The 14,251-nt window shown below is 45.6% G+C and carries 13 protein-coding genes; 9 read left to right on the top strand and 4 right to left on the bottom strand.

All coding sequences use genetic code 11. The features are described from left to right. Window positions 1-22: 22 nt before the first annotated feature. The gene (locus tag JJQ94_RS05625) at window positions 23-892 is read left to right on the top strand and encodes a DMT family transporter (protein WP_099031399.1); all 870 of its coding nucleotides are present in this window, start codon (window positions 23-25) and stop codon (window positions 890-892) included. On the opposite strand, the gene JJQ94_RS05620 is transcribed toward JJQ94_RS05625, so the two are convergent. Beyond that, window positions 879-1,193: a DMT family transporter gene (locus tag JJQ94_RS05620; protein ID WP_010604216.1), complete on the bottom strand. Its 315-nt coding sequence runs from the start codon at window positions 1,191-1,193 to the stop codon at window positions 879-881. The genes JJQ94_RS05625 and JJQ94_RS05620 overlap by 14 nt on opposite strands. Window position 1,194: 1 nt before the next feature. Next, window positions 1,195-2,721, bottom strand: coding sequence for a carbon-nitrogen hydrolase family protein (locus tag JJQ94_RS05615; RefSeq protein WP_099031400.1), 1,527 nt, complete (start codon window positions 2,719-2,721; stop codon window positions 1,195-1,197). 157 nt (window positions 2,722-2,878) lie between these two features. Here JJQ94_RS05615 and JJQ94_RS05610 point away from each other — a divergent pair, with 157 nt between their 5' ends. After that, on the top strand, window positions 2,879-3,949 hold the full coding sequence (locus tag JJQ94_RS05610) for a GGDEF domain-containing protein (RefSeq protein WP_099031401.1): 1,071 nt from the start codon (window positions 2,879-2,881) through the stop codon (window positions 3,947-3,949). Between the two features lie 22 nt (window positions 3,950-3,971). Here the strand turns inward: JJQ94_RS05610 and JJQ94_RS05605 are convergent, their stop codons facing one another. Further along, window positions 3,972-6,266 carry a penicillin acylase family protein gene (locus tag JJQ94_RS05605; RefSeq protein WP_099031402.1) on the bottom strand — a complete coding sequence of 765 codons (2,295 nt, stop codon included), beginning with the start codon at window positions 6,264-6,266 and terminating at the stop codon, window positions 3,972-3,974. Window positions 6,267-6,461: 195 nt separating this feature from the next. Here JJQ94_RS05605 and JJQ94_RS05600 point away from each other — a divergent pair, with 195 nt between their 5' ends. The 6 genes from JJQ94_RS05600 (at window position 6,462) to folX (ending at window position 13,157) form a co-directional block, all read left to right on the top strand. Beyond that, a complete protein-coding gene (locus JJQ94_RS05600) occupies window positions 6,462-9,818 on the top strand; it encodes an ATP-binding protein (RefSeq protein ID WP_099031403.1) in 3,357 nt (1,118 codons plus the stop codon). A 92-nt stretch (window positions 9,819-9,910) separates the two neighbouring features. Next, on the top strand, window positions 9,911-10,540 hold the full coding sequence (locus tag JJQ94_RS05595; RefSeq protein ID WP_099031404.1) for a YceH family protein: 630 nt from the start codon (window positions 9,911-9,913) through the stop codon (window positions 10,538-10,540). A gap of 60 nt (window positions 10,541-10,600) precedes the next feature. Continuing rightward, the gene (gene nadE, locus JJQ94_RS05590; RefSeq protein WP_099031405.1) at window positions 10,601-11,437 is read left to right on the top strand and encodes an ammonia-dependent NAD(+) synthetase; all 837 of its coding nucleotides are present in this window, start codon (window positions 10,601-10,603) and stop codon (window positions 11,435-11,437) included. Between the two features lie 72 nt (window positions 11,438-11,509). After that, window positions 11,510-12,226: a dihydromonapterin reductase gene (gene folM / locus JJQ94_RS05585; RefSeq protein ID WP_099031406.1), complete on the top strand. Its 717-nt coding sequence runs from the start codon at window positions 11,510-11,512 to the stop codon at window positions 12,224-12,226. Between the two features lie 6 nt (window positions 12,227-12,232). After that, on the top strand, window positions 12,233-12,787 hold the full coding sequence (gene folE, locus JJQ94_RS05580) for a GTP cyclohydrolase I FolE (RefSeq protein ID WP_099031407.1): 555 nt from the start codon (window positions 12,233-12,235) through the stop codon (window positions 12,785-12,787). Window positions 12,788-12,794: 7 nt separating this feature from the next. Continuing rightward, window positions 12,795-13,157, top strand: coding sequence for a dihydroneopterin triphosphate 2'-epimerase (gene folX / locus JJQ94_RS05575; RefSeq protein ID WP_010378103.1), 363 nt, complete (start codon window positions 12,795-12,797; stop codon window positions 13,155-13,157). A 44-nt stretch (window positions 13,158-13,201) separates the two neighbouring features. Here the strand turns inward: folX and JJQ94_RS05570 are convergent, their stop codons facing one another. Then, window positions 13,202-13,630 carry a YqaA family protein gene (locus tag JJQ94_RS05570; protein WP_099031408.1) on the bottom strand — a complete coding sequence of 143 codons (429 nt, stop codon included), beginning with the start codon at window positions 13,628-13,630 and terminating at the stop codon, window positions 13,202-13,204. 106 nt (window positions 13,631-13,736) lie between these two features. Here JJQ94_RS05570 and JJQ94_RS05565 point away from each other — a divergent pair, with 106 nt between their 5' ends. Next, entirely contained in the window at window positions 13,737-14,249 is a 513-nt protein-coding gene (locus JJQ94_RS05565) for a TlpA family protein disulfide reductase (protein WP_099031409.1), read from the top strand. Window positions 14,250-14,251: the final 2 nt, after the last annotated feature.

Here is a 14,251-nt window from a genome sequence, read left to right as displayed (position 1 = left end):
GAGCATTGTAGAGTCACCTTTCATGTGGATTTTGTTCACTTTGCTAGCGGCTTTTTCTCAGGCTTGGCGAAATGCTTTTCAAAGCAAATTGAGTGAAAGCGCCTCCACAGCCAGCGTTACCCTCGCAAGATTTATTTTAGCCAGCCCACTTGCGGGGCTATATCTTTGGAGTCTTTATCAGATCGCCCCTGCAGAATCGCTCGTCATTAACGATGACTTTTTAGCCTTTGTGCTGGGTGCCAGTGTCATGCAAATCATCGCGACAGGATTAATGGTGGTGCTATTTAAGCAAAATAATTACGCCATAGGCGCTGGACTTGCGAAGAGTGAGGCTCTCGTGGCGGCAATTTTGGGCGTACTCTTTTTTGGCTCAAGCTTAACTTTACTCGGTTGGTTTGGTGTCTTTATCGGCGCCATCGCGGTGTTGTTATTGAGTGGGTTTAGCCTGCGTGCTTTCAATGGTAAAACTGCACTAGTGGGACTTGCCTGTGGAACAAGCTTTGCGCTTACTTCTCTTTGGGTGCGTGAAGCCAGTATCGCATCGGGCCTACCTTTCCCCCACAGTGCAGCCTGGGTGTTATTGTTAGTGCTGGTTTGCCAAACTGTAATGTTGAGTATGTATTTGACGATGCGCGAGCCACACTCTTGGCGCGCACTGTGGCAACGCCGCAAACTGACGCTGGCCATTAGTGTTAGCAGTTGCATAGGTTCTATAGGTTGGTTTAGCGCAATGAGCCTTGAGCATGTAGCCTACGTGAAAACACTCGGCCAAATCGAAGTGTTTTTCACTTTACTTATCTCATTCTTATGGCTCAAAGCACCAGTAAAGAAGCGCGACTCAATGGGACTCTTACTCATCGCCGTCGCGGCTATTTTGGTTATGCTAACTTAAGTACCACAACCCCACTGATGATAAGTAACACGCCCAAGTAGCGCATAAAACTACTTGGGTCACCGTAGAAAAAGATACCCACCAAGAATGTGCCTGCCGCGCCAATACCCGTCCACACAGCATACGAGGTACCCAGTGGAATTTGCTTTTGCGCCAGCCATAACATCCAGCCGCTCAAGGCCATAAAACCAACGGCTATCACTATGCCTAACCAACGAGTATCGGCTTGTTGAGCCATTTTCAGACCAACGGGCCAACCTATTTCAAACAGGCCAGCCATAATTAAATAAACCCACGCCATACTATTTTTGTTTCAACTCCACAGAATACAGGTCTTTTCTTCGGTCTCGTAAATTACGCACCGTTCCTTCACTATGCAATATTTTGAGTTTATCTAAGTCTAAGTCACTAAATAACAGCATTTCCGTATTTGGTGTTGCTTCGTTGAGCGCGGCATCATGAGGAAAAGCAAAGTCCGATGGCGTCAACACCGCCGACTGTGCGTACTGCACATCTAGGCTTTCTACCTGTGGCAAGTTGCCAACGCTTCCTGCGATAACCACGTAGCATTCGTTTTCAACCGCACGAGCTTGCGCACAGTGCCTCACCCTTAAATAACTGTTTTTCGTGTCAGTCCAAAATGGTACAAACAAAATATCCAGCCCTTTTTCAGCCATGATCCGCGATAACTCTGGAAACTCCACGTCGTAGCATACTTGGATCCCTACCCGACCAGCATCCGTATCGAACACTTCAATTTTATCACCGCCTTTGATAACCCAATCGTAGTCTTCGTGAGGGGTGATATGAATTTTACGTTGTTCATCCACTTTGCCGGAGCGATGACATAAGTAACTGACGTTATAGAGCTTGTCGCCCTCAAGTAGCGGCATAGAGCCCGTGATAATATTGGCATTGTACTCAATCGCCATTTGCGACATAGCGGCTCTAAACTGCTCGGTATACGTCGCCAACGCACGAATAGCTTCGGTCTGATTTCTATAGCTTCCGAGACCCATTAGTGGCGCGTTAAAAAACTCAGGGAAAAGGATAAAGTCACTTTGGTAATCCGAGACCGTGTCCACAAAATACTCAACCTGCTTCATTAGCTCCTCTACCGATTCCACCCGGCGCATCTGCCACTGCACTGCCCCCACTCTGACGATGGTTTTCTTACTTTCGATCACTGTATCTGTAGGCTCGAATAGTATGTTATTCCACTCAAGTAGGGTCGCATAGCCTTCGGAGTCCTGATCTTCCGGCAGATATTGTTTAAGCAGTCGCTTTACTTGGAAGTCGTTTGCAAGTTGGAAGCTTAGAATGGGGTCGTGTAATTCTTTGTGATCGACTTTGTTTATATACTCCATTGGCGACATACTGCCACGGAATTGCTTATAAAGCGGAATACGACCACCCGCTAAAATCGCACGCAAGTTGTACTGACGACAAAGCTCTTTACGGGCATCATACAGTCGCCGACCAAGACGTAGACCACGATGACTTTTCGCTATCACTACGTCCAGCCCGTACAGCGCATCGGCATTACTATCACTAAAAATTCGGCTATGCGCGTCAACGATGTCTTCATAGGTATGCGGGTTAGAAAAGGTTTGATAGTCAACTTGAACACTAAGCGCAATACCGACGAGACGATCACCGTCTTTGACACCGATCTGTCCCTCAGGAAACTGGTCAATCAACCTAAATATCGTATGACTAGGCCACGCACCACCGAGATCTGGGTAGGCTTCATCCATTAATGATTTAACCTGATCATAGTCAGGCTTTTCTAGGTTACATAGCGTGATCCGCGCTTTTTCTACAGACATATCAACTCCAAAGCTTTTATTATCTACCTAATTCTCACTCTACTACAGCGAACCTTGCTGGATGCTGAGCGAATAACCAGAGCTTAGGTCAAATAGACGGCAAATCAAAATAGAGCTTCTATACTTATTTTATTGTGAATACCACAAGAGCTTACGTTTGACTAAATACCACCCTTATAGCAAACCAGACCAAGTAGAAGCATTAAAATTTGCATTATTACGACGCGTGGCTGTGTACTGCATGTGGCTGCACATTGGGCTTATTGGTGTATTCTGGCATTTAGAGGTGAACATACTTGCCTTGGTAAACGTGGGTAGTGTGCTAATGTGGTATACAGGCATTAAGCTCATTGATGCGAGTAAACCCTCGATTGCACTGCGGGTTTTCTGCCTTGAAGTCGCCATACATGCGACACTGGTGTGTGCCTACTTAGGCATGTCACTCGGATTTCAATACTATCTCTGGACAGTATCTTGCCTCATGCTGCTAGATTATCAGCTTAGGTTACGTAACGCCGTTATTTATTCCGTTGTGCTGATCACGCTATTCGCTTTCTTAGAGTTGTTATTCGGCGATATTGCCTATCAGTATCGCTATCAACAGTTAATTCCCTATGTGCATTTTGCCAATGTGCTTATATGTGGCATTCCGATGATCTACACGATCAGCCACATACGTAAGATGACGGTGCAACAAAGAGACAAATTAGAAGAACTCGCCGCAAACGATCCGCTCACGCAAATGTTCAACCGCCGCTATGCGCGCGAACTAATCACCCATGCTAAAGAAAACTGCATCTCCACTCATTCACCTTTATGCTTGGTGATGGCCGATATTGACCACTTCAAAAAAATCAACGACACCTTTGGCCATGACAAAGGAGATCAAATTTTAAAAAGTGTGGCCGAAACAATCAAAGCGCATATTCACCCTGCAGATATTGCCGTTCGTTGGGGTGGTGAAGAGTTTTTAATCGTGCTGGCGCCCTGCTCGAGTGGAGAAGCAATGCAGCGTATGGAAAAATTACGACGAGCTGTCGAAGCCACCAGTTTTGAAAACGACATTCTTAAAGTCACCATGAGTTTTGGCGTTGCAAATTGGGACCCTAGTCAATCTTTTGAGGTTGTCATTCAACATGCGGATGCCGCACTTTACGACAGCAAACATTCAGGTCGAAACCGTGTTACCGCAGCACCGATTTTGCGTGTATCGGAGGGCGTAAGTTAACCCCCCTCATACACAATTGGTTTTATTTAGACGAATTAGGCGTGATCACTATCTGGTGAGTTAATTCACCAGGTAGCAAGGGGGTATTCTCCCCTTCGGCATAATCAGCAAAGCCTGACCGATAAAACGGCGATAAAGGATGTTCACTTTGTCCACCAGCAACCGTTAAAATTGCATTTTGTAAATGACCAGGTTGTGCGATAAAGCGCTGTGACGCGCCGAATGATTTACCCTGCACCGCAGGCATAAAGGTATCACCAAAGGCTTGTGCGGTTGGCATATCTAACAAACCACTCAGCATTGGCATTTGTTTTGAAAACGGATGCTGCACCTTGAGTGCATTCACATCCCCCCAACGCCAAGCTGCCATATTACTGCCATATCTTTCGCTAAGTTGCTGCTTGGCGAGCTTGTAAGCAGCCAGCTCTAACTCAACCCAAGAATCATGCTCGCCTAACCAGCTATTTGGTTGTTCGGTTAAGAGCTGCCAGAGTCCAGGCTCAAGATAGCGCTTAACCGGCTTCAGCGACAATTTTTGCGTGTTTAAGTGCTGTTCCAAGGGTGCGTAAAGTGTGTCGATCAGTGCATTGCGATAGGCTTTCACTAAGGTGTAACCGACTGAATCGGCACAAGCACACGCCTGCCAGTCATTGAGGAGCGAAATATCATTTTCAAAAGATGGGGAATGTTGATTCTGCAATAAGGATACTAAGTGCTCGTGCCACGGCGCTAAAAACTTGGCGCGATTGTCCAATTGCAGCTGATAGAAATCCGCTTCCGTAAATTGTTGCTGACCTAAAAGTCCATCGCGGATCTGCACGGCACGTGCACCTAACGCATAGCCGCCATCACCAAACCTTTGATTATCTGCAACCGAAACCACGCGAGAATTGGCCGTCCACAATTTGCCGTTTTCAGGGTTTTGCACAACCGGGCGAACTTGTTCGTTGTTCTGCCACGCTTGCTCATATTGCTCTGTATTCAACGCCGTGTCATGAGCCATTTTACGTGCAGGAATAGCCCCCATCGGCGTCCAAGCGGCTGCCCCTTTACTGTCTACCACCATCAAGTTTTGTACTGGGATCCCCACCTTTTTGGCATGCGCTGTCGCTTGCTGAGTTTCGGTTAATCGCTCAAGTTGCACAAGCTCAAGGTTTACCGCATAGGGTTGATGAGCAACCCAACTCAGTGCTAGCTTCCTATCTCCAAGTTGTTTAACGGGACCGAACGCACTCATTTCCAATTGATAGGTATGGCTTTTGCCATCAGGCAATTTAATTTCTTCAGCAATGAACTGCGTCTTGGCGTCTGCGTCAAGCTCAATCCAATCGGCAGTATCTAAATAACCATTAGTGAACCCCCACGCTATACGATTATTACTCCCAACAACAATGGCTGGAGCGCCCGGCAACGACACCCCAGTTACCTGAAATGCACTGCCTTGCTCCTGATAATTCAGCTGGGCGCGATACCAAATCGACGGCACATTTAAGCCAAGGTGCATATCATCGGATAGCATTGCCGCCCCTGTCTTTGTGAGCGCACCTGTTACCGCCCAATTATTACTGCCGTAAAGCGGCACATCGGCAATATGTGATGGCTGAGCTTGCACGATTTGCTGCTGTAATGCAGGAATAGTGACCGGAGATGCCGTTATTACACTGTTATCCAAAGCAGCCTGATATTGACTGGGCTGCAAGATAAAATCGAGCATACCTTGGCCGTATTGCTGCTTAAGCGCAATTAGGGTTTCATCGCGCTCATAAGTACCCGCTTGCAAGTCTAGATACATGCTAAAAATAGTGAGTAAGCTGTCTTCTGGCTGCCATGGTGCAGGAGTTGCACCTAGAAGCAGGTATTCAAAACTGGTGAAACCAGATTGTACTCGCCCATCGTTCACCCCTTGTGTATAACGCTCAAGGATTTGTCTATGCGCCTCAGGTAAGGACATCAAGATAAGCTTTGCCCGTTTTCTGAATTGATGGAAACGCATGCTTTCATCAAGGTTAATGGCCGCCGAGCCAAATAACTCACTCAACTCACCTGCAGCATTGCGACGCAGCAAGTCCATTTGAAAAAAACGGTCCTGACCATGCGCAAAACCCAATCCATACGATGCATCAGCTCGGGTGTCAGCCGACACCACGGCTTGCCCCATGGCATCTCGCGCTATCGTCACTGTATTATCTATCTCCGATGTACTTCCTTTACCATCCAGTGTGGGCAAGCTCAGCGCAAGCAAGCCGTATATACTTGCAGTGCCAAGCAATACCAGTAGCAGCAGAGCGACAACAATTCGTTTAATCCAAGTAAGCATGACCATCCCTTAACAATGTATCCAGCGCTAATTTATGCCTAGAAGATATAGCATGTCATTGGCTAATAAACCAATTTTCTCGACTTTGTCACAGTGATAAGACAATCAAGTTAAAGCATTTTATTTTGTTTAATTAGATTTCGCTTTGCGAGGACTGAACTATAGTTAAATCATCGTCTTCAACACAGAAGCACCATGATCTCTGAACTATCGACATCACCACTTAAATTTCGCTTTGTGAAATGTAGCTTCTGGCTTTTGCTAGTCGTGATCATCGCGGTGGCATGGTATGTTGATCAAGTAAACTATCGCCGCTTAATCGCGATAGAGAAGAGCCGCTCAACCGAGGAAGTGAATGTCTACCGCACCAAAATAGAAGGAATTTTGGCGAAAAATGTACAACTTGTCAGAGGGCTAGGCATTGCCCTTTCAGGTCAATCCGAGCTCTCTCAAGCTCGCTTCGAACAGCTCGCAAAACCCTTATTCGATAGTAGCCAAATCCTTCGCAATATCGGGGCAGCCCCAAATATGCGGCTCGACTATATTTATCCTTTAAAAGGCAATGAAAAAGCCATAGGCCTAGACTATCAAACCCATCCGACGCAAAAATACGGTGCATTACTCGCCAAAGAGAGTCTCGAAATCGTGATGGCAGGCCCACTAGAGTTGCTTCAAGGAGGCACAGGCTTAATCGCAAGAGTTCCGGTTTACACCGACAAAACTCACTTCTGGGGATTGCTCTCTGTCGTACTCGATATGGATGGCTTGTATCAACAAGCAAATTTTACCGCATTAGAAAGTCAATATCTGTTAGCGATTCAAGGCGTCGATGGCAAAGGTCGAGAAGGAGAGTACTTTTATGGCAACAGCAATATACACTCACTTGCCCCCATCGCATTTAGTGTTAACGTGCCCTCCGGTGAATGGGAACTCTACGCCGTGCCTCGCGTTGGCTGGCAACCAGCGGCAACCGCGGTATGGCCTTTTCGCTTAGCTATCATCGCGCTGATTATCATCTTTATTGCCGCATTTATCTTTATCACTCGACTGCTATCGCAACTTCAACGCAATGCTTTATCACTTACCAATATGGGCATACTCGCAGAAGTTGGTGCATGGGAAATTAACGTCAAAACACGCGATATTATTTGGTCGGACGTCACCCGGAGTATTTTCTGCGTGCCAAGGCAATTTCAGCCCTCTTGGATGAATACCACAGAGTTTTTCAAAGCTGGTATACACAGAAAGCGCTTGCAAGACTGTGTTGATGCACTTATAAAAGCAGGCCATGAGTTCGAAGAAGAATTTATCATCCAAACCCAAAATCAGGATGACTTATGGGTGCTAGTGAAAGCACGCGCTATTCGCAGTGGCAAACGCACTACCCACATTTTTGGTTCCATTCAAAACATCCATAAACGCAAAATAATGGAGATGGAACATGATAAATTCGCCAAAAATAATGAGCTCCTTGCCCATTTGAGCTCTCACGAAGCCATCCTCAATAACCATCTCAGTAAGGCACTCACACTCTGTGCAGATACCTGTAAAAAAGGAGTGGAGGTTAATAAAGTCAGCATTTGGCAATTTAATGAGGATAAAAATCAGCTGATCCCGGTGTGTTTTACAACTGCAGCGATGGATAACTTAGAGCACTTTCCTCCTTGGCGAAAAGCAATAGCGCCAGCGTTATTCAATGCAATTGAGAGTGGCCAAATAATTGCGGCAGAGCAAGCTGAAAACCACCCTGCAACGATGGCCCTCACCACAACGTACCTTGAACCTTTTGAAATTAAGGCGATGCTTTGCTGCCCTATCAGTCATAAAAACCAAACTTTAGGAGTACTTTGTGCCGAGTACGACGTAGTAAGTCCAGCTTGGGGTCAAAGCGATATCCGTTTAATAAAGTCTATCGCCGCCATGTTAGGAAGCCTTTTTATCAATAAAGCCCATCAGAAAGCGAAAAATAAAGCTATCATTGATAAAGATTTAGCAGAGCAATCCGCAAAAATGAAGGCTGAGTTTTTAGCAAGTATGAGTCATGAGATACGCACTCCACTCAATGGCGTCATGGGCATGGTTGAGCTCGTCATGCACTCACAACTCACTTCGACTCAACACCACCAGCTCTCTTTGGCACATAGTTCAGCGAAATCCTTGCTCACCATCATTAATGACATTCTCGACTTTTCCAAAATTGAGGCTGGTAAGCTAACGATAGAATTTGTTGAGTTCGATCTTATCGAGATGTTAAGTAATATGCTGTCTGGGTTTGTGCACGCCGCTGATGCCAACAATAACCGGCTACATATCGATCTGTCAGGCATGAAAGTCCATACTGCGCAAACAGATCCTAATCGCCTCAAACAAATCCTTAATAATTTGCTAAGCAATGCGATTAAGTTCACCCATGATGGTTCAGTGACATTAAGCTGCCATACCGAACAAACGGGCGATCAAACTCGGTTATGGTGCAGTGTAGAAGATACCGGTATTGGTATTTCAAAGGAAAAACTCAATAAAGTGTTTGATTCATTTACCCAAGCAGATTTATCAACCACTCGGCAATATGGTGGTACTGGGCTTGGTCTCACCATTGCAAAGCAATTGTCTCAATTGCTCGGTGGCGACCTACAAGCATTTAGTAAAGAGCACGTTGGCAGCACGTTTTCCTGTAATGTACTACTAACAGCAGCTAAACCCATTACCGCGCATGAAAAGTCTGATAATTCAACGTTATATATATTAAGCGAAATCAATGAAGACTACGGTAAACTACTAAAGCCTTGGCATATCACGTGCTTATACGTGCAGCAACTTGATATGCTCATGACACAACTACAACAGCCATCCTCACATCTTGCTGTTATTTTGGATGCCAAGTTACTCAATGCCGCGCCGCGGAAAAAACAACAAGCACTCAAAACGCTGCTAACACAACAACAGATCGTTCATGTGGTTGCTGTCGAAGAACAAAGTAGCGAAACGCTCTCGCTATTTTCCTCCTGTGAGCGGGTGTACTATCCTATCACACCATATGCAGCACTTCAGGTATTCAACGCTGATTATCAAGATCCAGACAAGCCGAAATCCGTCAAAACCGACTCGCCTATCAATGCAGACCCTCTGTTAGCACGCTCAATCTTATTGGTGGAAGATAATCGGATAAACCAAACCGTTGCGATGACGATGTTAGAACGTTTAGGTGCAAAAGTAGTCTGTCAAGAAAATGGAGAGTTAGCACTTGCACACTTGCAATCAACTAACAATCCTTACGATGTAATTCTAATGGATTGTCAGATGCCAGTGATGGATGGTTATCAGGCAGCACAGCAGATCCGCCAAGGTGTTGCCGGAAAAATCCATCAAAATAGCGTGATCATTGCACTCACCGCCAACGCGATGCAAGGTGATAGAGAAAAATGCCTCAATGCTGGTATGGATGACTACCTCACCAAACCGATTGACTTTGATGAGCTAAAAGCCAAACTTCTGCAAATAAAACCTCAGCAAATAACTCAGGCACCTTCGCCTGCGGCCCAACAAAATTAGTTCACGCACTTTGCTACACTAAATATTGGCGTTATATTGCTACTATCAAGATGGTGTTATTCATCTCAGCAACAACAAAAATAAGGAAAGTGATGCACTTAGATACTCAAGAGCAACGTGTACTGGGTAGCTTAATCGAAAAGCAAGTCACCACCCCAGAACAATATCCGATGTCACTCAACGGCCTCACGAATGCGTGCAATCAAAAGTCGAATCGCGAGCCGGTGATGGAACTCTCTCAAAATGACGTGCTAGACACACTGACTCGCCTACAAGAAAAACGCTTAATTACCTGTGATGAAGCACTGTCTGGTCGCGTCGACAAGTATAGCCAGCGCTTTTGTAACAGTGATTTTGGCTACCTAAAAGTCAACGCAAAACAAAAAGCGATTATCTGTTTATTGTTACTGCGTGGACCACAAACCCCAGGTGAACTGCGCACCCGCAGCAGCCGTCTCGCAGAATTTAGCTCCGTACAGGACGTTGAATCGACATTAAGTGCCATGCAAGAACATGATTATGTGGTTAAGCTTGCCAAAGAGTCTGGAAAACGAGAAAGTCGATATCAACACTTGTTTGGCGATCAAGTCGTTGAACCAGAAGCAACGTCGGCAGAACCCATAACCTGCACACAAAATGACAGCGAAATCGAAAGCTTGATTGCCGAGATCGAACAATTAAAGCAAGAGCTCGCCACCATCAAAGCACATTTAGGGCTTTAAAAAGCGCGTCAGCACCAACATAATAGAAGTTTATCGCCCCGATAGTATTGAGGAACCAGTATGCGTGAAGCAATCATGGCCGAAATGAAAGTTCAGCCAATTATTGACCCAGAATTTGAAGTCAAACGACGTGTCTCATTTTTAAAAGCACGATTACAAGCCTCTGGCTGCTTCACCCTAGTGCTTGGCATAAGCGGAGGGGTTGATTCGTCAACCTGTGGACGCCTATGCCAGCTGGCTATCGATGAACTCAATGCTGAACATGGTACTGGGGCTTATAAATTTATTGCCATGCGCTTACCGTATGGCGTTCAAGCTGATGAAGATGAAGCGCAACTTGCGCTTGAGTTTATCCAGCCAAGTCAGCGCTTAACGGTCAATATCAAACCTGCGGCGGATGCTATGCACGAGCAAGCGCTTGCGTCAATGGAAGGTGGCAACCTTCAATTACCATCACAAGCCAGCGTAGATTTTATTAAAGGAAACGTAAAAGCACGCCAGCGCATGGTAGCGCAGTACGAAATAGCAGGCCTGACTCGCGGTTTAGTAGTCGGCACCGATCACAGCGCTGAAAACATCACGGGCTTTTATACCAAGTTTGGTGACGGCGCCTGCGACTTAGCGCCCTTGTTTGGCCTGTCAAAACGCCAAGTTCGCGCACTAGCGGCTTTTCTCGGGGCACCTGCCGGACTAGTACATAAAGTACCGACAGCAGATCTCGAATGCGACCGTCCAGGCCTTTCCGACGAAGAAGCGCTGGGACTAAGCTATGACAATATTGATGATTTCCTTGAAGGTAAGCCCGTAAGCAGTGAAGTGAGCGAAAAGCTTATTGCCATCTATCAGCGCACACAACACAAGCGTCAACCAATTCCTACGGTATACGACGAACAATAGTATTGTTGGCAGGAGATAACCCATTATTCGTCCTGCCAACCCTAATCTCTCAATTCACAAGGTGATTAACGTATGAGCCCAGCAGCTGCACCTATTTTAATTACTGGTGGCGCACAGCGCATTGGACTTGCTTTGGTGAAGCACTTTCTCGCTAAACAGCAAGCCGTCATATTGACGTATCGCACCAAACACCAAGTCATCGATGAACTAGAATCGCTAGGTGCCATTTGTATCAAGGCTGATTTTGATGAACCAGAAGCTATCACGCAACTCAACAACCAAATTCGTGCCCATACCGACGCACTCAGTGCCATCATCCACAATGCATCGAGCTGGGATTGTGAAGCCAACAACCCTGATTTTTCAGCATTATTCGACAATATGATGCGGATCCACGCTAAAGTCCCTTATTTGATCAATCATGCCTTGAGCGACTTATTGACAGCCAGGAATAACGTCAGCGATGTGATCCATATTACTGACTATGTAGTAGAAAAAGGCAGTCCAAAACACATTGCCTATGCCGCTAGTAAAGCTGCATTAGATAACTTAACTCGGTCATTTGCCGCTAAGTTTGCACCTAACATCAAAGTGAATAGCATTGCACCTTCTCTTATCATCTTTAATCAAGACGATAGTGATGAGTACAAGGCAAAAACCTTGAAAAAGTCTATTATGGGAATTGAGCCTGGTAGCAAAGAAGTTATCAATAGTGTCGACATGATACTCTCTAGCAACTATATGACAGGACGCACGGTACAAATCGACGGTGGCCGCCATTTGAGGTAACGCATTATGCAAGACAAATTACAACAGAGTTATAAAACGATTATTGAAGCCGTGGGTGAAGATGCAGACCGCGAAGGATTATTAGATACGCCAAAGCGCGCAGCGAAAGCGATGGAATATCTGACTCAGGGCTACCGTCAAACACTGGATGAAATCACCAATAACGCGGTATTCAGCTCGGATGCCGATGATATGGTGCTGGTCCAAGATATAGAGTTGTACTCTATGTGTGAGCATCACCTTCTACCTTTCGTTGGTCGTTGTCACATCGCTTATATACCTAACGGTAAAGTGCTTGGCTTGTCTAAATTTGCTCGCATTGTTGACATGTTCGCCCGTCGTTTTCAAATTCAAGAACAGCTGACTCATCAAATCGCTCAGGCCGTTGAGGAAGTCACTGGCGCAAAAGGCGTTGGCGTGATCGTTGAAGCCAAACATATGTGTATGATGATGCGTGGGGTTGAAAAACAAAACTCTAGCATGCGAACTTCTGTCATGCTTGGTAACTTCAGAAGCGATCCCAAAACCCGCAACGAATTCTTACAGTTAGTGAAAGGATAAGCACGCTATGTCGAACGCCATTATTAAGGTGACGAATTTAAGGCTGCGTACCTTTATTGGTTTTAATCCCGAGGAGCGGGAAAAAAAGCAAGATGTCGTGATCAATATTGAAATTCACTACCCAGCGGATACGGCATGTTTAGATCATGATAACGTGGCTCACGCGCTTAACTACAAAACGGTGACCAAAGCTGTCATCACACTGGTAGAAGAAGGGCATTTTTTGTTACTTGAGAAATTAGTGGCTGACATACTTGCTGAATGTCACCAACATCAAGACGTGACGTATGCAAAAGTCACCGTAGATAAACCGCACGCTTTACGGTTTGCTGACTCAGTGTCACTCACGCTTGATTGGTACAGAAGCTAAACTAAGCGATAAGACCCTGATATGCACTTCCTTGCCTTCTGGTATTAAGAAATCACCTGTAAGGCAAGGTAAATCACCAGTGCGTAACGGGCGCCTTTACCGAGCGCGACTAACACAAAAAACCACCCAAAAGAGGTCCGTAGAGACCCCGCTACCACAGTCAAAGGATCTCCGACTATGGGTAGCCAAGCAAATAGCAATGAAAACTTACCGTAACGATTAAATAGTCCACAAGCCTTATCATATTGCTGTTGAGAAACCGGAAACCAGCGCTTATTCCGCCACTTAGCGATAAACCAGCCAAGATAATAGTTCACACAGCTACCTAGTAAATTACCTGTTGTCGCAGCCAGCCATAACCAAACCAGTTCGCCTTGCTGTTTCACAACGAACCCACTTAGCGCCAGCTCCGACGACGCAGGTAATAAGGTTGCGGCAATAAAAGCAAGCCCAAATAAAGAAAGATAAATCATATCAACGGCTATAAGAAATTGGACTTTAAGAAATCATCTAAGTCGGGCAATATACTGAAATGTGCGCAAGACTTCAAAAACACCGACATGGAATCAAGGGATAGGCATGAAAACAACAATAAAAATGTTACTACTTAGCACCGTACTCGCTACCGGATTAAGCGGCTGCAAGGCCTCTAACGAAGCGCTACCACAAGCAGACGATGGCTATCAGACCTATATCCACACTGGCGACACCTTTAAACATTTGCAATTTACGGATATCAAAAACCAAGCCGTTAGGTTCGATGCTAATCACAAAAAGTTGGTAATTTTATTCGCGACATGGTGCTCCGATTCGCAACGCTTATTGAGTGAACTAAAACAATCTGAATTACTCACCCAGGCCGAGTTAACCATCGTTGCCATTGGTCGAGAAGAAACTAACATTACACTTGAGCAATTCAACGAAACCATGCAATTGCCCATCCATTTTGTTGCCGATCCCAATCGAGATATTTACAACACGTATGCCAATAAAGGCATTCCTAGAGTCATCTTGCTTGATGAACGCAACCAAGTGATGCAAACCCTCATCGGTGAGCAACCCAACACCTTATCAAAACTAAACTGGAATTAACG

Source organism: Pseudoalteromonas sp. GCY (assembly GCF_016695175.1).
GTDB lineage: Bacteria > Pseudomonadota > Gammaproteobacteria > Enterobacterales > Alteromonadaceae > Pseudoalteromonas.
The sequence above is the reverse complement of the archived record's forward strand: the minus strand, read 5'-3'. Positions and strand labels throughout refer to the sequence as shown.